The sequence below is a fragment of the Streptomyces sp. NPDC029836 genome (assembly GCF_055574495.1).
Genome location: NZ_JBVHZI010000023.1, coordinates 22,400 through 43,287, shown reverse-complemented (window position 1 = coordinate 43,287; position 20,888 = coordinate 22,400). Strand labels below are relative to the sequence as shown.

5 protein-coding genes are annotated in these 20,888 nt (G+C 74.4%); 3 read left to right on the top strand and 2 right to left on the bottom strand.

The genetic code is table 11. The annotated features are described in order from the left end of the window. Positions 1-101 precede the first annotated feature (101 nt). From ACZ4XJ_RS35190 to ACZ4XJ_RS35180, 3 genes are read left to right on the top strand one after another with little or no spacing between them, the layout of a single operon-like run. Positions 102-1,088 (top strand): iron-siderophore ABC transporter substrate-binding protein, encoded by a 987-nt coding sequence (locus tag ACZ4XJ_RS35190; protein ID WP_362883646.1) that lies wholly within the window; start codon positions 102-104, stop codon positions 1,086-1,088. 43 nt (positions 1,089-1,131) lie between these two features. Beyond that, positions 1,132-16,659 carry an amino acid adenylation domain-containing protein gene (locus ACZ4XJ_RS35185; RefSeq protein ID WP_468498610.1) on the top strand — a complete coding sequence of 5,176 codons (15,528 nt, stop codon included), beginning with the start codon at positions 1,132-1,134 and terminating at the stop codon, positions 16,657-16,659. Then, on the top strand, positions 16,656-16,865 hold the full coding sequence (locus tag ACZ4XJ_RS35180) for an MbtH family protein (protein WP_362883650.1): 210 nt from the start codon (positions 16,656-16,658) through the stop codon (positions 16,863-16,865). The genes ACZ4XJ_RS35185 and ACZ4XJ_RS35180 overlap by 4 nt, the downstream gene beginning before the upstream one ends. A 345-nt stretch (positions 16,866-17,210) precedes the next feature. On the opposite strand, the gene ACZ4XJ_RS35175 is transcribed toward ACZ4XJ_RS35180, so the two are convergent. Together ACZ4XJ_RS35175 and ACZ4XJ_RS35170 are read right to left on the bottom strand one after the other, a co-directional pair. Next, positions 17,211-19,121 (bottom strand): ABC transporter ATP-binding protein, encoded by a 1,911-nt coding sequence (locus ACZ4XJ_RS35175; protein WP_468498609.1) that lies wholly within the window; start codon positions 19,119-19,121, stop codon positions 17,211-17,213. Further along, positions 19,118-20,815: an ABC transporter ATP-binding protein gene (locus tag ACZ4XJ_RS35170; RefSeq protein ID WP_468498608.1), complete on the bottom strand. Its 1,698-nt coding sequence runs from the start codon at positions 20,813-20,815 to the stop codon at positions 19,118-19,120. The genes ACZ4XJ_RS35175 and ACZ4XJ_RS35170 overlap by 4 nt, the downstream gene beginning before the upstream one ends. Between the last annotated feature and the right edge of the window lie 73 nt (positions 20,816-20,888).

Here is a 20,888-nt window from a genome sequence, read left to right as displayed (position 1 = left end):
GGGCGGGTGAGGCACGCACTGTGAAGAACCCCGTGAAAGGAAAGCCCGTGTCCGTTGGGACCCGCCCCGCGCTGGCGAGAGCCGTCAGAAACCTCCCCCGCGTGGCAGTCGCCGCCGCCGCCGCACTCGTCCTGAGCGCCTGTGGTGGCGGTGGCGAGAAGGCCGAGTCGAAGCCGTCCGGAGAGGCCTCCGCGAAGTCGGGCGGCACCTTCCCCGTCACGGTCGACCACAAGTACGGCAGCACGACCATCACGGCCGAGCCGAAGAAGGTCGTCACCCTCGGCCTGTCGGACCAGGACGCCGTGCTGGCGCTCGGTGTGAAGCCCGTCGGCTCCATCGCCTGGTTCAAGGAGGAGCCGTACGGCAAGTGGCCGTGGGCGAAGGACCTGTGGGGCTCCACCCCGCCGCAGGTCGTCGGTGAGCGCGACGAGTACAACATGGAGAAGATCGCGGCCCTCAAGCCGGACCTGATCATCGCCCAGTACTCGGGCATGAAGAAGGAGCAGTACGACACCCTGTCGAAGATCGCCAAGGTCGTCGCGCAGCCCAAGGGCGCCGAGGACTACCAGGCTTCGTGGCAGGTCATGACGAAGCAGATCGGCAAGGCGCTGGGCAAGGACGCCGAGACCGACAAGCTGATCTCCGGCATCGACGCCCGCTTCAAGGCCGTCCGGGACAAGCACCCGGAGTGGAAGGACAAGACGGTCGTGGTGGGCGAGCCCATCGAGCCCGGCAAGTTCGCCGCGTTCTCGCCCAAGGACCCGAAGGTCATCTTCCTGACCGAGATGGGCTTCACCACCTCCGAGGCCTACCGCACCGCCCTGGGCAAGGAGAACGTCGCCGAGCTCAGCTCCGAGCGCTTCGACGTGATGGAGGCCGACCGCACCGTGTGGCTCGGCACCGCCGACACCGAGGCGGCCATGAAGGCTGACCCGCTGTACACGAAGACCAAGGTCAACATGGAGAAGCGGGACCTGTTCCTCCCGTACGACAGCCCGGACATCGGCGCCGCGCTCTCCTTCAACACAGTGCTGAGCATCCCGTTCGCCATCGACCAGGTCGTGCCGAAGCTCGAAGCCATCAAGTAACGCACCAGCACCGACGCACGACCAGGGAAAGGCCCTCTGAACGATGTTTGACGCCGAGTCCGACCGGAACGCTGCCGCCGGTACGCCCGTGACCGGTGGGCAGTCCGGAATTTGGCTTGCTCAGCAGATCGAGCCGGACAGTTCGGCCTTCAACGTCTCGTTCACCCTGGAACTGCGCGGTGACGTCGACCTCGACCACCTCGCCGCATCCGTGCGGCAGGTGGTCGAGGAGGCGGACTGCCTCCACGTCGTCTTCACCACCGACGCGGACGGCAGCCCCCGCCAGCTTCCCCACCGCCAACCCACCGACGTCCCCGTCATCGACCTGCGCGCGGAGACCGACCCCGAGGACGCCGCCTGGGAGTGGATGGGCGCCCGCCGCGCCCGCCCCCTGGACCTCGCGTCCGGCCCGCTGTTCTCCCACACCCTGCTGCGCCTCGCCGACGACCGGGTGCTGTGGTACCAGTGCTACCACCACCTCGTCATCGACGGCATCAGCATCGGCCTGCTCTCCCGCCGCGCGGGCGAGCTGTACACCGGCGCCCGGCCCGCCGCGCCCGTCTCCTGGGACGTGAACCGCCTCGTCGCCTCCGAGCAGGCCTACCGGGCCTCCGAGGCGTACGTCGCGGACCGGGCGTACTGGCTGGAGCGGTTCGCCGACCGGCCGCGGCCGGTCCGTCTCGTCGAGGTCGGCCAGAAGATCATCACGCACCGCTACCGGCGCACCGCCGAACTCTCCGTGGCGGCCACCGACCGCCTCAAGGCCGCCTCCCAGGCCTCCGGCGTGCGGGTGTCCCGCCTACTGGTCGCCGCCGTGGCCGCCTACCTGCACCGCACCACCGGAGAACAGGACCTCGTCCTCGGCCTGCCCGTCACCAGCCGACAGGACCGCGCCGTCCTGGGCGTCCCGGGCATGGTCTCCAACATCGTGCCGCTGCGGCTGTCCGTACGCCCCGGCACCACCGTCCGCGAACTGCTGGCGCAGACCGACGAGCGGATCAACGAAGCCGTCGCGCACGGCCGCTTCCGCGCCGAGGACCTGGCCAAGGAACTCGGCCTCGTCGAGGGCGTGGCCGAACTCGTCGGCCCCACCGTCAACATCCTGCCCGGCACGGACTGGCTGCGCTTTCGCGACCACCGGTCCGACCTGCGCCCGCAGTGGCTCGGCGCGGTCAGCGACCTCGCCGTCACCGTCGGCGAATCCATCCGCGGCGCCGTCCGCATCCTGTTCGACGCCGACGCCGACCAGTGCTCGGAGGCGGGCCTCGTCGCCCACCAGGAGCGCTTCCGCGCCCTCCTGGACGCCTTCGCCGAGGACCCCGACCGGCGGGTCGGCCGGCTCGAACTCACCACAGCCGCCGAACGCGCCCTGCTGCTGGAGGACTTCGGCGTCTCCCCGAGCGAGTCGCCCGAACTGTCCTGGCCGGCCGCCTTCGAGGCGCAGGTGCTGCGCGGACCGCAGGCCGTCGCCCTGGTCTGCGAGGACCGCGAACTGACCTACGCCGAGCTGGACGCCGCCGCCAACCGGCTCGCCCGCCTGCTCGCCGCCCGCGGCGTGGGCGCCGAGGACGTCGTGGGCGTGGCGCTGCCCCGCTCGCCCGAGCTGGTCACCGCCCTGCTCGCCGTGATGAAGGCCGGCGCCGCCTACCTGCCGCTGGACTCCGACCACCCGCGGGACCGCCTGGCCTACATGCTCCAGGACGCCGGCGCCCGTACGGTCGTCACCGCGCGCGAGCAGGCCGCGGGCCTGCCGGAGCTCCCGGGCCTGGAGATGGTCCTGCTCGACGAGGACGGCACGGCCGCCGCGCTCGCCGCGCAGGACCCCACCCCGCTCGGCCTGGACGTCCCGCTCGACCGGGCCGCGTACGTCATCTACACCTCCGGCTCCACCGGCCGCCCCAAGGGCGTCGTCGTGCCCCACGACGGCGTCGGCAGCCTCATCGCCACCGCCACCGAGCGGATCGGCATCACCGCCGACAGCCGGGTCGTCCAGTTCGCCTCCGTCGGGTTCGACGTGACGGTCTGGGACCTGATCATGTCGCTGTGCGTCGGCGGACGGATCATCGTCGTCCCCACCGAACGCCGCGTCGCGGGCCCCGCGCTCACCGACTACATCGCGGAGCACCGCGCGACCCACATGATCCTGCCGCCCTCGCTGGTGTCTGCGATGCCGCAGGACTGCGAACTCCCCGAGGGCGCCGTCCTCGTGGTCGGTACCGAGGCCGTGCCGAGCGAGCTCATCGCCCGCTGGTCGCACCGCCTGCAGATCGTCGTCGCCTACGGCCTGACCGAGGCGAGCGTCAACTCCACGCTGTGGCGCGCCCGTCCGGACTGGCAGGGCCCCGTCCCGATCGGCGAACCCGACCCCAACACCCGGGCCTACGTCCTGGACTCCGCGCTGCGTCCGGTCCCCGTCGGCGTCGAGGGCGAGCTGTACGTCGCCGGCCGCGGCCTCGCCCGCGGCTACCTCGGCCGCTTCGGCCTGACCTCCGAGCGCTTCGTCGCCGACCCGTTCGGCGAGCCCGGCACCCGCATGTACCGCACCGGCGACCGGGTCCGCTGGACCGCCGAGGGCAACCTCGACTTCCTGGGCCGGGCCGACGGCCAGATCAAGATCCGCGGCCACCGCATCGAGCCCGGCGAGATCGAGAGCGCCTTCATGGCCTGCTCCGGGATCGCCCAGGCCGCCGTCCTGGTCCGCGAGGACCAGCGCGCCGCCAAGCGGCTCGTCGCCTACCTCGTGGCCGACGCCTCCCTGGACGCCGCCGGGGCCGGCGCGGCCGTCACCGCCGCCCGCGCCGAGGTCGCGCAGGGCCTGCCCGACCACATGGTCCCCTCGGCCGTCGTCCGGATGGACGGCCCGCTGCCGTTGACCCCCAACGGCAAGCTCGACGCCCGCGCCCTGCCCGACCCGGCGTGGACGGCGATGACCGGCGACGCGGCCCCCACCACCCCGGCCGAGACCACCCTCGCGGGCCTCTTCGCCGAGGTCCTCGGACTGCCGTCGGTCGGTGTCCACGACAGCTTCTTCGAGCTCGGCGGCGACAGCATCGTCGCCATCCAGCTCGTCACCCGCGCCCGCGCGGCCGGACTCGCGATCAGCCCCCGCGAGGTGTTCCGCCTCCGCAGCGTCGCCGCCCTCGCCCGCGCCGCCGGCGCCGCCCCCGAACAGGCACCGGCCGCGACCGCGCCGGCCGAGCCGTTCGCCCTGATCCCGCTCACCGCAGAGGACCGCGCCGACTTCGCCGCCGGCATCGGCGACCTGCTCGACGTGGTCCCGGCCACCCCGTTGCAGGAAGGGTTCTTCTTCCACGCGGTCATGGACCGCGACGGCGCCGACGGCTACGCCGTCCAGGACACCGTCGAACTCGGCGGCGACGTCGACCCCGAGGCCCTGCGGACCGCCGTGCAGCGCCTGCTGGACCGGCACCCGCTGCTGCGCGCCGCCTTCCGCCAGCACCCCGACGGGCCCGTGGTCCAGGTCATCGGCGCCGACGTCGCCGTGCCCTGGCGCTTCACCGACCTGAGCGGCCAGGACCGGGTCCGGCAGGACGCCGCCGTCCGGGAGACCGTCGCCGCCGAGCGCGAGCGCGGCTTCGACCTCGGGGCGCCGCCGCTGATGCGCGCGGCCCTGGTCCGGCTCGGCGCCGAGCGCTCCCTGCTGATCCTGACGATGCACCACATCATCGTCGACGGCTGGTCCGTCTCCCTGGTGATGCGGGAACTGCTCGACGGCTACCGGCCCGGCGCCCCCGCCGCCCCCGTCGTCGCCGACCCGGCCTACCGCGCCTACACCGGCTGGCTCGCCGGCCGCGACCGCGAGCTGGCCCGCGCCGCCTGGCGCGAAGCCCTCACCGGACTCGACGCCACCGACGGACTCCCGTACCGCGCCGGCCGGACGCCCGGCGCCGGATCCGGCCGGATCACCGTGGAACTGGACGCCGCCCGGACCGAGGCGCTCACCGCCCGCACCCGCCGCCTCGGGCTCACCCTCGCCTCCGTGGTGCAGGGTGCGTTCGGCCTGGTCCTCGGCGATGTGATCGGCGCCCAGGACCTGGTCATCGGCACCACCGTGTCCGGCCGGCAGGCCCCCGTCGAGGGCATCGAGTCCCTCGTCGGCCTGCTCATCAACACCGTGCCCGCCCGGCTGACCCGGCGCCCCGAGCAGTCCCTCGCCGAGGTCCTCGCCGCCTTCCAGGACGGCCAGGCCGAACTGCTGGACCACCAGCACCTCGGGCTCTCCGAGATCCAGCGGGCCGTCGGCCGCGGCGACCTGTTCGACGCGCTCGTCGTGGTGGAGAACCTGCCCGAGGCCGGCGACGTGTCCGACCCGCGGGGCCTGGTCCGGATCCTCGGCTCCAGCATCGACGACTCGGTGCACTACCCGCTCGCCCTCACCGTGATGCCCGGCGCCACGATCCGCCTCCAGCTCGACCACGACCCGGCCCGCCTGGACGCCCCCGCCGCCGCCCGGTTCGCCGACCGGCTGCTCAGCGTGCTGGAACAGGTCACCACCGACCCGGAGCTGCCCGTCGGCCGGATCGCCACCCAGCCCGCGGCGGAGCTGCGCACCACCCTCGCCGTCCTCGCCGGCGCCGAGCGGCGACTGCCCGCCGGCACTGTGCACGGGGCGTTCGAGGAACAGGCCCGCAGCACCCCCGACGCCGTCGCCCTGGTCGACGAGGACGGTCGGACCACCTACGCCGAACTGGACGCCCGCGCCGAGGCGTTGGCCCACCGGCTCGCCGCCCTCGGGGTGGCCGCCGAATCGGTCGTGGCCGTCGCCGTTCCCCGCTCCGCCGCCTCCCTGACCGCCCTGCTGGCCGTCATGAAGGCCGGCGCCGCCTACCTGCCCGTCGACGTGGACTACCCCGCCGAGCGGGTCCGCCACATGCTGTCCGACTCCGGTGCCCGCACCGTCGTCACCACCGCGTCGGCCCTGGCGAAGCTGCCCGCCCTCGACGGCGTCACCCCGCTCCTGCTCGACGACCCCGGAGCGGAGGTCGCCGCCGCGGGCGCCGCCCTCGCGCCCGTCGACCCGGACGGCGCCGCGTACGTCATCTACACCTCCGGCTCCACCGGTCTGCCCAAGGGCGTCGTGGTCCCGCACCGGGCCGTCGTCGGCCAGCTCGCCTGGACCGCCGAGGAGTTCGGCTTCGGGCCCGGCGAGCGGGTGCTGCACCAGTACTCGACCAGCTTCGACCCCTCCGTCCAGGAGATCTTCGTACCGCTGATCACCGGCGGCACCGTCGTCATCGCCCGGCCCGACGGCCACCGCGACCCGGCCTACCTCGCCGAGCTGATCCGCGCCGAACGCGTCACCAACGTCGACCTGGTGCCCTCGCTGTACACCGCCCTGCTCGCCGAGGACGGCGACGGCGCCCCCTGGTGGGCGAGCCTGCGGCGCGCCTTCAGCGGCGGCGAGGCCCTGCCCGTCCCGCTCGCGCGGCGCTGGCAGGAGCGCACCGGCGTGCCCCTGCACAACGTGTACGGGCCCACCGAGGCCGTCGTCCAGGTCACCAGCTGGCAGGCGGGCGCCGAGTCGGCCGACGCGGCGACCGTGCCGATCGGCCGGCCGGTGTGGAACACCCGGCTGCACGTCCTCGACCGGTACCTGCGCCCGGTCGCCCCGGGCGAGCCGGGCGAGCTCTACCTCGCGGGCGCGCAACTCGCCCGCGGCTACCACGGACGCACCGCGCTCACCGCGGAGCGGTTCGTCGCCGATCCGTTCGGCACGCCGGGCGCGCGGATGTACCGCACCGGGGACATGGTCCAGTTCAACGCGGACGGCGTGCTCACCTACCTCGGGCGCACCGACCACCAGGTCAAGATCAGGGGAAACCGGGTGGAACTCGGCGAAATCGAAGCGCGGCTGCGGGACGAGTCGGCCGTCGGCGACGCGGTGGTCGTCGCCCGCGACGACGAGCGCGGGGTCAAGCAACTGGTGGCCTACCTGGTCCCCGGGCAGGGCGGTCGGGCCGACGCCCTCGACACCGAGGCCGTGCGCGCCGCGCTGAGCGCCAAGCTGCCCGCGCCCATGCTGCCCAGCCACTTCGTCGCCCTCGACGCGCTGCCGCTCACCCCCGGCGGCAAGACCGACCTGAAGGCCCTGCCCGCCCCCACGGTCCGCCGCAAGGCGGCCGCCCGCGCCTCCCGCGAGGGCCGCGAGCAGCAGCTCTGCGCGATCTTCGCCGAGGTCCTCGGTCTCGACGCGGTCGACGCCGACGAGGACTTCTTCATGCTCGGCGGCGACAGCATCCTGTCCATGTCCGTCGCGAGCCGGGCCCGCAAGGCCGGCCTGTCGGTCAGCCCCCGCGAGGTCTTCGAACACCGCACCCCGGCCGCCCTCGCGGCCGCCACCGGCGCCGCCGACACCGCGAGCGCCCCGGCCGCCGACACCGACGGCGTCGGCGACGTCACCCTGCTGCCGATCGTCCACCAGCTCCGCGAGGACGGCGGCCCCATCGGCCGGTTCAACCTCTCGATGCTGCTCCAGGCGCCCGCCGCCGCCGACGCCGACACCCTGACCCGGGTCCTCCAGGCCGTCCTGGACCACCACGACGGCCTGCGCACCCGGCTGACCCGGATGGACCTCGGCCCGGCCATCCCGGCCCTGTGGTCCGCCGTCACCACCCCGGCCGGCAGCGTCGACGCCGCCGCCCTGCTGCACCGCGTCGACGCCACCGGTCTCGACGCCGCCGCCCTGCGCGCCCTGATCGCCGCCGAGTCCGACGCCGCCGCCGGCCGCCTCGACCCCGACACCGGCGCCATGGTGCGGGCCGTCTGGTTCGACGCGGGCACCGCCACCCCCGGCCGACTGCTGCTCGTCGTCCACCACCTCGTCATGGACGGCGTGTCCTGGCGCGTCCTGCTCGGCGACCTCGCCGCGGCCTGGGACGCCGAGGTCCAGGGCCGCCGGCCCGAGCTGGAACCCGTACCCGCCTCGCTGCGCCGCTTCGCCCGGGAGATCGCCGAGCAGGCCACCTCCCCGCAGCGCCAGGCCGAACTCCCGTACTGGGCCAAGACCCTGGCCCCCGGCGCCGAGCTCGTCGCGGGCGCCGACCGGTCCGGCACCGCGGGCGACGCCCGCGACCACACCGTCACCCTCACCACCGACGAGACCCGCGCGCTGCTCACGTCCGTCCCCGCGACCGCCGGCGCCGACGTCACCGAGGTCCTCCTCGCCGCGCTGCGCCTGGCCGTCTCCCGGCGCCGCGCCGCCACCGGCGGCGACCCGGCCGCCGACCTGCTCGTCGACCTGGAACGCCACGGCCGCGACGGCACCGCCCTGGACCTGTCCCGCACCGTGGGCTGGTTCACCGGCCTGCACCCCGTCCGGCTGCCCGCCGCCGACGGAGCCCTGGACACCCTCAAGGCCGTCAAGGAGTCCGTCCGCTCGGCCCCCGACTCCGGCGCCGGATACGGCATGCTGCGCTACCTCAACCCGCAGCTCGCCCCCGTCTTCGCTCAACTGTCCAGCGCCCAGGTGCTGTTCAACTACTTCGGTCGGCTCCCTGCCGACCAGGCCGTCGACTGGGCGCCCGCCGCCGAGTCCGACGCCCTGTCCGTGGAACCGGACGCCGGCCTCGCGATGCCGTACCCGCTCCAGATCAACGCCGTCTGCGCGGACACCCCGAACGGCCCCGAACTGCGCGCCACCTGGACCTGGCCGGCCGGCCGGGCACTGGCCGAGGACGACGTCCACGCCCTGGGCCTGGCCTGGGCCGAGGCGCTGCGCGAACTCGTCGCCCAAGCCGCCGGATCCGACTCCACCACCGGCTCCCTGACCCCCTCCGACCTGCCGCTCGTCCAGCTCACCCAGGCCGAGATCGACCGGGTCGCCCAGGTCAGCCCCGTCCCCGTCGCCGACATCTGGCCGCTGTCCCCCCTCCAGGAGGGCATCCACTTCCACGCCAGCTACGACACCGACGGCCTGGACGTCTACACCGCCCAGGACTGCTTCGACTTCGGCCACCGCCTGGACCTGGACCGGCTGCGCGCCGCCACCGCCGCCCTGCTGGCCCGGCACCCCAGCCTGTGCGCCGGCATCACCTCCGACGGCCTGCCCGCCCCCGTGCAGTTCGTCGGCCCGGCCGCCGAGGTCCCCGTACCGCTCACCGAGACCGACCTGACCGGCCTCACCGAGGAACAGCGCGAGGCCCGCCTCACCGAAATATCCGACGCCGACCGGCTGCGCCGCTTCGACCTCGCCTCGCCCCCGCTGTTCCGGCTCCGGCTGATCCGGCTCACCGAGAACACCGACCGCCTCATGCTCAGCCACCACCTGGTGGCCTGGGACGGCTGGTCCCAGTCCCTGTTCCTCGACGAACTCCTCGCCCTGTACGCGGCCGCCGGCGACGACAGCGACCTGCGCACCCCCGGCAGCTACCGCGACTACCTGAGCTGGCTCGCCGGCCAGGACTTCGACGCGGCCCGCGCCACCTGGAGCAGCGCCCTCGCCGGACTCGACGAGCCCACGCTCGTCGCCAAGGGCCGCGGCGGCGAACCCACCATCCCGCGCCGTCACGCCCTCGACCTCGGCGCCGACCTCAGCGACCGACTGCGCGGCACCGCCCGCGAACACGGCCTGACCATCAACGCCGTCCTCTCGGCCGCCTGGGCGCTGGTGCTGTCCGCCGCCGTCGGCAGCGACGACGTCGTCTTCGGCGCCACCGTCGCCGGCCGCCCGGCCGACGTCCCCGGCGCCGACACCACCATCGGCATGTTCCTCAACACCGTCCCGCTGCGGATCTCCCTGCGCCCCCAGGAGACCGTCGCCCAGCTGCTGCGGCGCGTCCAGAGCGAGCGCATGGCGCTGATGGACCACGAGTACCTGGGCCTCGCCGAACTCCAGCGGGCCGGCGGCCACCCCGTCCTGTTCGACACCCTGTACGTGCTGCAGAACTTCGCCGACGAGGGCGCGTTCCGCGAGCTCACCGACCGGCACGACATCACCGGAGTGGGCAGCGTCGACGCCACCCACTACCCGATGACCCTCATCGTCAACCCGGCCGAGCGCGTCCAGGTCAAGCTGGAGTACCGCCCCGACCTCATCGACGACGAGCGGGCCGCCGCCACCCTGAACCGCTACCGGACCCTGGTCGAGCGCCTCCTCGGCGACCTCACCGCCCCCGTCGGCGCCCTGGACCTGCTGCTCCCCGACGAGCACGCCGACCTGACCGCCGCCTGGGCCGCCAGCGACGAGCCCGTCCCCGACGAGACCGTCGCCGACCTGCTCGCCGGCCAGGTGGCCCGCACCCCCGACGCCGTCGCCCTCGTCTTCGGCGACACCGCCCTCACCTACGCCGAACTCGACGCCCGGATCAACCGCACGGCCCGCCTGCTGCTGGCCCGCGGCGCCGGCCCCGAGCGGACGGTCGCCCTCGCGCTGCCCCGCTCCATCGAGATGGTCGTCGCCCTGTTCGCGGTCCTGCGCACCGGCGCCGCCTACCTGCCGCTCGACCTGGACCACCCGGCCGACCGGCTCCGCCTGATGGTCGAGGACACCGGGCCGCTGTGCCTGCTCACCACCCTCGCCGTCGCCCCGACGCTGCGCGCCGACTCGGGTCCGCTCGCCCCCGAGGTCGCCCTGGACGACCCGGCCGTGATCGCCGAACTGGCCGCCCTGCCCGGAGCCGAGGTCACCGACGCGGAGCGCCCCGCGTTCGCGCACGGCGTCCCCGGCCGGCTGGAGCACCCGGCGTACGTCATCTACACCTCCGGGTCCACCGGCAAGCCCAAGGGCGTCGTCACCCCGTACCGCGGCCTGACGAACATGCAGCTCAACCACCAGGTCGAGGTGTTCGACCCGGCGATCGCCGCCACCGGCGGCCGGCGCCTGCGCATCGCGCACACCGTCTCCTTCGCCTTCGACATGTCGTGGGAGGAGCTGCTCTGGCTCGTCGAGGGACACGAGGTCCACGTCTGCGACGAGGAACTGCGCCGCGACGCCGAAGCCCTGGTCGCCTACTGCGACGACCACCGCGTCGACGTCGTCAACGTCACCCCCACCTACGCCCAACTGCTCATCGAGGAAGGCCTCCTCGACCACGACGAGGCCGCCGGCAAGCACCGCCCCGCCCTCGTCCTGCTCGGCGGCGAAGCGGTCTCCGACACCGTCTGGAACCGCCTCGCCGAGACCGACGGCACCTACGGCTACAACCTGTACGGCCCCACCGAGTACACGATCAACACCCTCGGCGGATCCACCGCCGACAGCGCCACCCCCACCGTCGGCCGCCCCATCCGCAACACCCGCGGCTACGTCCTGGACGCCATGCTGCGCCCGGTCCCGCCCGGCTGCCCCGGCGAGCTGTACATCGCCGGCACCGGCCTGGCCCGCGGCTACCACGACCGGCCCGCCCTGAGCGCCGAGCGGTTCGTCGCCGACCCGTTCGGCGCCCCCGGCGAGCGCATGTACCGTACGGGCGACCTCGTACGACAGCGCCCCGACGGCCTGATCGACTTCCTGGGCCGCACCGACGACCAGGTCAAGATCCGCGGCTACCGCATCGAACTCGGCGAGATCGCCACCGCCCTGTCCGCGCACCCCGACGTGGCCCACGCCGCCGTCGTCGTCAACGAGCGGGCGGCCGGCAAGCGCCTGGTCGGCTACGTGGTCCCCGAGGACGGCGCCGAACGCGGCGAGGCCCTCACGCAGAGCCTGCGCGAGCACCTCAAGGCCTCGCTGCCCGACTACATGGTCCCGGCCGCCCTGGTGGCCGTCGACACCCTGCCGCTGACCGTCAACGGCAAGCTCGACACCAAGGCCCTGCCCGCCCCCGAGTTCGCGGGCGCCGGCGCCGGCCGCTCCCCGCGCACCCCGCGCGAGGAGACCCTCTGCGCGCTGTTCGCGGAGGTCCTCGGCCTCACCGAGGGCAGCGTCGACATCGACAGCAACTTCTTCGAGCTGGGCGGGCACTCGCTCCTCGCCACCCGCCTGATCGCCCGGGCCCGCACCGCGCTCTCCGCCGAACTGGCCATCCGGGACCTCTTCGAGGCCCCGACCGTCGCCGAACTCGTCGTGCGCGCCGCCGGCTCGCAGGCCGACGCGCGCCCCGCCCTGGTGGCCGGCGAGCGCCCCGAGGAACTGCCGCTCTCCCACGCCCAGCAGCGCCTGTGGGTCATCCAGCAGCTGGAGGACACCTCCGCCGCGTACAACTTCCCGCTGGTCATGCGGCTGCGCGGCGACCTCGACCTCACCGCCTGGCGGGCCGCGCTGGCCGACGTCACCGACCGCCACGAGGCCCTGCGGACCCTGTTCGTCGAACGCGACGGGCAGGCCCACCAGCGGATCCTGCCCGCCGGCCGGTCCCACCCGCCGGTGGAGCACCTGCGCGCCACCGAGGAGGAGGCCGCCGCCCTGGTCGACGCGGCCATCAACCGGCCCTTCGACCTCGCCGCCGAACTGCCCCTGCGGGTCACCGTCATCGAGGTGGCGCCCGAGGAGCACGTCGTCGTGATCCTCCTGCACCACATCACCACCGACGAGTGGTCCGACCGCCCCTTCCTCGGCGACCTGGCCGCCGCCTACGCCGCCCGCCGGTCCGGCGGCGCCCCGCACTGGGAGCCGCTGCCCGTCCAGTACGCCGACTACGCGCTCTGGCAGCGCGAGCTGCTCGGCGACCCGGCCGACGCGCGGAGCCTGGCCGCCCGCCAGCTCGACCACTGGCACCGCACCCTGGACGGCGCCCCCGAGGAACTCGAACTGCCCACCGACCGGCCCCGCCCGGCCCGCCCCGCCTTCACCGGCGCCGAACTCGACCTCGCCTTCGACGGCCCCGCCTACCAGGGCCTCAAGCGGCTGGCCAAGGACAACGGCGTCAGCATGTTCATGGTGGTCCACGCGGCCGTCGCGACCCTGCTGCACCGCCTCGGCGCCGGCACCGACATCCCGCTCGGCTCGCCCATCGCCGGCCGCGGCGACGAGGCCCTCGACGACCTCGTCGGCTTCTTCGTCAACACCCTGGTGCTGCGCACCGACCTCAGCGGCGACCCCACCTTCACCGAACTGCTCGCCCGGGTCCGCGACACCGACCTCGCCGCGTTCTCGCACGCCGACGTGCCCTTCGAGTCGGTCGTCGAGAAGCTCAACCCGACCCGTTCGCTGGCCCGCAACCCGCTGTTCCAGGTGATGGTCGGCTACCACGCCCGCACCGAGGGCGAACTGGACCTGGCCGGTCTGGGCGTCGAGTACGTGCCCTTCCGGATCCGCTCCGCCAAGTTCGACCTCGTGTTCAGCTTCACCGAGCAGACCTCCGCCGACGGCGAGGCCGGTTCGCTGGTGTGCCGGCTGGAGTTCGCCACCGAACTCTTCGACCAGGACACCGCCGAGCGGATCGGCGAGCGCCTCACCACCCTGACCGCGGCCCTCGCCGCCGCCCCCGACCGGCCGGTGTCCGCCGCCCCGCTCCTGGTGGGCGACGAACGCGGCCTCGTCCTGGACGGCTTCAACGGCGGCCCGCGCGAGGTCGACGAACTGTCGCTGCCCGCCCTGTTCGCCCGGCACGTCGCCGAGCGGCCCGGCGCCGTCGCCGTCGTCGACCGCGACAGCCACCTCGACTACGCCGCACTGGACGCCCGGTCCAACCGGATCGCCCACCTGCTGGCCGCCCGGGGCGTCGGCGTCGAGAGCGTCGTCGGCGTGGCCGTGCCCCGCTCGGCCGACATGATCGCGACCGTGCTGGCCGCGCTGAAACTGGGCGCCGCCTTCCTGCCGCTGGACCTGGTCCACCCCCAGGACCGGCTCGGCTACATGATCGAGGACTCCCGGACGACCCTGGTCGTCGGCACCGAGCCGGTGGCCGGGAAGATCCCCGCCACGGACGTCCCCGTCCTGCTGCTCGACGCGCCCGCCACCGCCGCCGCGCTGGCCCTCCAGCCGACGACCGCCGTACCCACCCCGCCGGTCGCCCTGGACCAGGCCGCGTACGTCATCTACACCTCCGGCTCCACCGGAAAGCCCAAGGGCGTCGTGGTCCCCCACGAGGGCATCTCCAGCCTCGTCGCCACCGCCGTCGACCGGATGGGCCTGGAAGCCGACAGCCACGTCCTGCAGTTCGCCTCCATCGGCTTCGACGTGTTCGTCTTCGAACTCGCGATGGCGCTCTGCCACGGCGGTCGCCTCGTCCTCATCACCGACGAGGCGCGCGTCGCCGGACCGGCCCTCACGGACTTCCTGGCCGACCACGCGATCAGCCACATGATCCTGCCGCCGTCCCTGGTGTCCGCGCTGCCCGCCGGCTGCGCGCTGCCCGAGGGCTCGACCGTCCTGGTCGGCACCGAGACGGTGCCGCCGGACCTCTTCGAGCGGTTCGGCGCCACGGCGAACCTGATCTGCGCCTACGGACTCACCGAGGCCACCGTCAACTCCACCCTGTGGCCCTCGCGCGGCGCGCAGCTGCGGCCCGGCGCCCGCGTCCCGATCGGCGCGCCCGACCCCAACACCCTCGCCTACGTCCTGGACGACCGGCTCCAGCCCGTCCCCCCCGGCGTGGTCGGCGAGCTGTACGTCTCCGGGCGCGGCCTGGCCCGCGGCTACCTCGGCCGGTTCGCCCTGACCGCCGAACGGTTCGTCGCCGACCCGTTCGGCGCCCCCGGCAGCCGCATGTACCGCACCGGCGACCGGGCTCGCTGGCGCCGCGACGGGAACCTCGACTTCCTCGGCCGCGTCGACACCCAGGTCAAGATCCGCGGCTTCCGCATCGAACTCGGCGAGATCGAGGCCGCGCTCGTCGCGCACCCCGCCGTCGGCCAGGCCACGATCGTTCCCGACCGGGCCGGCGACATCGTCCGTCTCGTCGGCTACGTCGTCCCCGAGAACGGCGTGCTCGACCCCCAGGACGTCCGGGCGCACGTGGCCGGACAGCTGCCCGAGTACATGGTCCCCGCCCTCGTCGTCACCCTGGACGGCCCGCTGCCGCTGACCCCCAACGGCAAGCTCGACCACAAGGCGCTGCCCGCGCCCGACTGGTCCGGCATGACCGGCGGCGCCCGCCCCGTCGGCGCCACCCAGGCCAAGCTCGCCGGCCTGTTCGGCGAGATCCTCCAGCTCGACGAAGTCGGCGTCCACGACAACTTCTTCGCCCTCGGCGGCCACTCCATGGCCTCCATGCGCCTCCTCGGCCGCATCCGCGCCGAGTTCGGCGTCGAGCTGAGCATCCGCGACGTCTTCGACGCCCTGACCGTCGCCGGCCTCGCCGCCAAGCTCGACGGCGCCGCCGCCGCCCGCCCGGCCCTGCGCCCGGCGGAGGCCGGCGCCGACACCAGCGGACCGGCCCCCGTACAGCGTTGGCAGTGGGAGGCCCACCGACGCTGGGACGGCTTCGACCACGGGCTGGTGCTCCGCTCTCCCGGCGCCCTCGACCCGGCCGCCCTGGCCGCCGCCCTGGACGACGTCGTCACCCGCCACGAGCCGCTGCGCACCCGCTTCGCCGAGCACGACGGCGCCGTACGCCGCGAACCCGCGCCCCACCCGGCGCTGGAGGCGGAAACCTGCGCCGACCTCGACACCCGGCTCGGCGAACTCGCCGCGCTGCACCCCGACCTGACCCGCGAGGCACCGCTGCGGGCCCGGCTGCTCACCGCGGCCGACGGCGAGCAGGCCCTGCTGATCACCGCGCACTACCTCGCGGTCGACGAATGGTCCGTGGTCCCGCTGTTCCGCGACCTCACCGAGGCCTACGAGGCCCGCGCCCAGGGCGGCGCCCCCGCCTGGGAGCCGCTGCCCGTCGGCTACGCGGACTACGCGACCTGGGCCGAGCGGGTCCTCGGGGACCCGGCCGACGCCGACAGCCTCGCCGCCCGCCAACTCACCTGGTGGCAGGAGAACCTGGCCGGCGTCCCCGAGCAGCTCGCGCTGCCCGTGGACCGGCCGCGGCCGCGGGCCCCCGAGGGCCGCGGCCCGGGCGGCGACTACGTCTCCTTCGTCCTGGACGAGCGGCTGCACGCCGACGTGGACGCGCTCGCCCAGTCCACCGGCACCAGCATGTTCATGGTGCTGCACTCGGCGCTGTCGGCCCTGCTCACCGCCCACGGTGCGGGCACCGACCTGCCGATCGGTACGATGGTCGCCGGCCGGGGCGAGGAGCAGCTCGCCGACCTCGTCGGCTGCTTCTTCAACACGGTGGTGCTGCGCACCGACACGGCGGGCGACCCCAGCTTCGCCGAACTGCTGGGCCGGGTGCGGGAGATCACGCTCAGCGCCCTGGACCGGCAGGACGTTCCGTTCGACGCGGTCGTCCGTGCCACCGCGCTGCCCGACGGGGGACCGCAGGTCATGGTGATCCACCACGAACAGGCGGACCTCGGACAGCTGGAGGGCGGCGTGGGATCCTTCCACGCGGTGCCGACCGGCTCGGCGAAGGCGGAGCTGACGCTCAGCTTCTACGAGCCGCGCGGCGACGGACCGGTCCACTGCGAACTGATCCACGCCACCGACCTGCTCGGCGGGGCCAAGGCCCGCCGGCTGGCCGAAGAACTTCGCCGGTTGCTGCGCCATGTGGTGGCCGAGCCCGGACAGCCGCTCTCGGAGCTGTTCACCGTTATGTCCATGAGGAGTGAGAACGCATGACCACCAACCCGTTCGAGGACCCGCAGGGCCGCTTCCTGGTCCTCGTCAACGACGAGAACCAGCACTCGGTGTGGCCGTCCTTCGCCCAGGTGCCGGCGGGCTGGCGGACCGTCTTCGGTGAGGACACCCGGGACGCGTGCCTGACCTACGTCGAGACCAACTGGACCGACCTGCGCCCCGCGAGCCTGGCCGCCCAGCAGGCCTGATCCCGCGCCCGGCACCACGACGCCGCCCGCGGCGAGGAACCCTCCTCGCCGCGGGCGGCGTCGTGCGTACGGGTGTCGGGTGCCGGGTGCGGGACGCCCGTACGGGCGGTGCGGGGAGGGGTTCCGGGCGCGTGCGGGACGCTCGTACGCCACACTGCGGGGGAGGGGCGCACCGGTGGCTCGGAGCCGGTGGAGCCCCGCCCGGATACCGCCGGCGCGCGGCGGGCCGCGCGGGTCGGCGGCCCCCGAGCGGGCGGGCACACGAGAACGTCGCGTGTCCCTCCACCGGGCATTCCGGGGGAAGGACACGCGACGTTCTCGTTCGGGGCCGGCGGCCCCGCGCGGTCAGTTCGGCGTCACCGACGGGGGTACGGGCTCGCGCGGCACGGGCAGCGCGGCCGCGTCGCCGGGCTCCCGGCGGCTGGCGGACCAAGCGGCCCACAGATCGGCGTAGCGCCCGCCCGCGGTGACGAGTTCGTCGTGCGTGCCGGTCTCGACGACCCGGCCCTGGTCGAGGACCACGATCCGGTCGGCGGTCGCGGCCTGGGGGAGCCGGTGGGCGACCATCAGGCCGGTCCGCCCCTCCAGGGCCCGCAGCGCGGCCGACTCCAGGACGCGGGCGCCGGCGCTGCCCGCGTCGGCGGTGGCCTCGTCCAGGATCGCCACCGGCGGGTCGGCGAGGACCAGACGGGCCAGGGCCAGGTGCTGGGCCTGGGTGACCGTGAGCCGGTGCCCGCCCTCACCGACCACCGTGGCGAGGCCCTCGGGCAGCGCGAGCGCCCACTCCAGGGCCCCCACCCGGTCGAGGGCCGCGCGCAGTTCCTCGTCGGTGGCCTCCGGCCGGGCCAGCCGCATGTCCTCGGCCAGCGGCCCGGCGAACACGTGGACCTCCTGGCTGATCAGCGTCACCGCCCGCCGGACCCCGACGGGGCCCAGCTCCCGGGCGTCGACGCCACCGAGGAGGATCGAGCCGCCGGACGGGTCGTGCACCCCGGCGATGAGCTTGGCGAGGGTGGTCTTGCCGGCGCCGCTCGCGCCGACCAGCGCGACCCGCTCGCCGCCGCGCACCTCCAGATCGACCCCGCTCAACACCGGGTGCCCCGGCACGTAGGCGTGGCTCAGCGCGCGCACCGTGACGGAACCGTCGGCGGGCACCGCCCGGCTCTCGGGCTCGCGTTCGGCCGGAAGGTCGGACACGCCGACCAGCCGGGCCAGGCTCGCGCCCGCGGACTGGGCCTCGTCGATGAGGAACAGCGCCGCGTTGACCGGGTTGAAGAGGCTGTGGAAGTACAGGGCGGCCGCGGTCGCCGTGCCGATGCTGACGGACCCGTTGTCGACGAGGAAGAAGCCGGTGACCAGGACCCCCGCCAGGCCGATGAACTCGGCGAGGTTCAACCGGGAGAAGAACCCGGACACGAGCCGGATGCCGCGCAGCGCGAAGCCGACGGCCTCCTCGGAGCGCTGCTCCAGGAGTCGCTCGTGCGTCCCGCCGAGCCGGAACGCCCGGACGGTGCGGACGCCGCCGATGCTGTCGAGGAGCTGGTGCTGGAGCGCGCCCGTCGCCACCCGGTGTGCGGCGTAGACGGAGGACGCGCGGGGGACGTACCAGCGCACGGACAGTACGTGGACCGGTACGGCGAGCAGCACCGCGGCGAGGAAGCGCCAGTCCAGGACGGCCAGTCCGGCCAGGGTCAGCACGATGGTGAGCAGGGCGCCCGCGAACTCGGGCAGCGCCTGGCGCACGGCCCGGGCGATCACGGTCACGTCCCCGGTGACCCGGGAGGTCAGGTCCCCGGACCCGGCCCGCTCGACGCGTTCCAGGGGCAGCCGCAGGGCCCGGGCGATGAAGCGTTCCCGCAGGTTCGCCAGGATCGTCTCGCCGAGCCGGGCGACCAGCGAACTGCCGATCGCGGTGGCGACGCCGCGCGCCACCGCCACGACCAGCAGGAGGATCATCGGCACGGTCAGCGAGCCCGCTCCGGCCCGCTCGACGACGAGGTCGACGATGCGTCCGAGCAGCGGGGCCGTCAGCAGGCCGATGCCCGTTCCCAGGACCAGGACGCCGAACGCGCAGAAGGCCAGCAGGCGGTGCCCGCGCAGCAGCGTCCGTAGGACGGCGAGGGTCCGGGCGCCGTCGGCCGTGGGCAGCAGCTCGCGCCCGCCGGTGCTGGATCCGCTCATCGTCCGTCCTTCGTCGTGCGCGTCCTCGTGGTCCGCGCGCGCTTCGGCGGCGGTTCTCGCGTTCGTGTCCGTCATGCCAGCACCGTCGCGCGGTAGGCGGCGTCGGTGGAGACCAGGTCCTGGTGGCGGCCGTGCGCGGTGACTGCGCCCTCGTCGAGCACCACCACCCGGTCGGTTTCGGCGAGCAGGGCGGGGCTCGTGGTCACCAGGAAGGTGGTGCGGCCGGGTCGCAGCAGCTTCAGGCGGGCCGCGATGCGGGACTCGGTGACCGTGTCGACCGCCGTCGTCGGGTCGTGGACGACCAGGACGGGCGGGTCGGCGGCCAGGGCCCGGGCCAGGGCGACGCGCTGGCGCTGCCCGCCGGACAGGGACCGGCCGCGCTCGCTGAGGGGGGTGTCCACGCCCTGCGGCAGGGCCCGGGCGACGTCGTCGGCGGTGGCGGCGGCGAGCGCCGGCCCCGGGTCGGCGTCCTCGCCGGGCAGGGCCGCCCGCACGTTGTCGAGGAGGCTGCCCTCGAAGAGGTCCGCGTCGTGGTGGGCGACGAGGATCGCCCGGCGGGCGTCGTCCGGGTCCAGGTCGGTCAGCGCCACCCCGTCGAGCTCGATCACCCCTTCGTCGGGGTCCGTTTCGCGGCCCAGGCACAGCAACAGGTCGTCGGCGGCGGCCGGGTTCCCGGCGACGACGCCGATCAGGGTTCCGGGAGCGACGTCGAGGTCCAGGCCGCGCAGCGCCCCGTACGTGACGCCGCTGAACCGGACGCGCCCCTTGAGGTGGTGGGGGAGCGCGGCCGTTCCGGCGGTGACGGCGGGCGGCGCGGCGAGCACCTCGGCGATGCGCTCGGCGGAGGCGCGGCCCTGGGCGAACTCGCCGTTGACGTAGGTCAGGAGCTGGAACGGGCCCAGCAGGTACTGGGCGAGCCCGACCGCCGCGACGAGTTCGCCGACGCTGATCGAGCCGTTCATCGCGAGGTGCGCGCCGACCAGTCCGATGATCGCGATGAAGATGCCGGTCAGGGCGAGGATCGCGCCGTCGTGCCAGGCCCGGCTGCCGGCGGCGCGCAGCGCGGCGGCGAGGGAGTCCCGGCTGGTGCTGCGGTAGCGGGACACGGCCGCGGCCTCGGCGCCGATGCCCTTGAGCACGCGCAGGCCGGCGACGAGGTCGGCGGCGACGCCCGAGGCGTGCGCGGCGCGGTCCTGTTCGACCTCGCTGCGCTGTTCCAGGGGGCGGCTGATGAGGTGGCCGAGCCACAGCAGGGGCGGCACGCCGAGCAGGATCAACAGGCCCAGCGGCACCGAGATGCGCAGCAGCGCCACCGCGCTGATGACGAGGCCGGCGAGCGCCGACACCGCGTACGTCACCGCGGCGGCGGTCGCGCCGACGCGGGTCGCGTCGCCGGTGGCGATGGAGGTGAGCGCTCCGGGCAGCCGGCCCTTGTCGGCGCCGCCGCGCGGGTCGAGCACCTTGCGGCCGAGGGTGAGGCGCAGGCCGTGGCCGGCGTGTTCCGCCGAGCCGTCGGTGATCCGCGCCGCGATCCGGTAGGAGGTGGAGAGCACGAGGAACAGGACGGCGAGGACGATGAGCCAGCGCAGCAGGGCCCCGGATGATCCCGTCGTCACGGCCCGGTCGATGATGACACCGATGACGACGGGGACCAGGGCCTCGCAGCCCTGGTGGGCCATGCCGAGGGCCGACGCCGTCGCGATGCGGCGCCGTTGTCCCCCTATCGCTTTTCGGAGGACTTGGCTCCCCGTCGGTCCTCCGTCGAGCATGTGTTTCCTCCGCGCGCATGCGATGATCAAACAGTTAGGTAAGGCTACCTTAAATAGCTGTTCCCTCGGCGTG

Coding starts and splice junctions, on each gene's coding strand:
- ACZ4XJ_RS35185 (WP_468498610.1), top strand. CDS start 1,132: ATGTTTGACGCCGAGTCCGACCGGAACGCTGCCGCCGGTACGCCCGTG.
- ACZ4XJ_RS35180 (WP_362883650.1), top strand. CDS start 16,656: ATGACCACCAACCCGTTCGAGGACCCGCAGGGCCGCTTCCTGGTCCTC.
- ACZ4XJ_RS35175 (WP_468498609.1), bottom strand. CDS start 19,121: ATGACGGACACGAACGCGAGAACCGCCGCCGAAGCGCGCGCGGACCAC.
- ACZ4XJ_RS35170 (WP_468498608.1), bottom strand. CDS start 20,815: ATGCTCGACGGAGGACCGACGGGGAGCCAAGTCCTCCGAAAAGCGATA.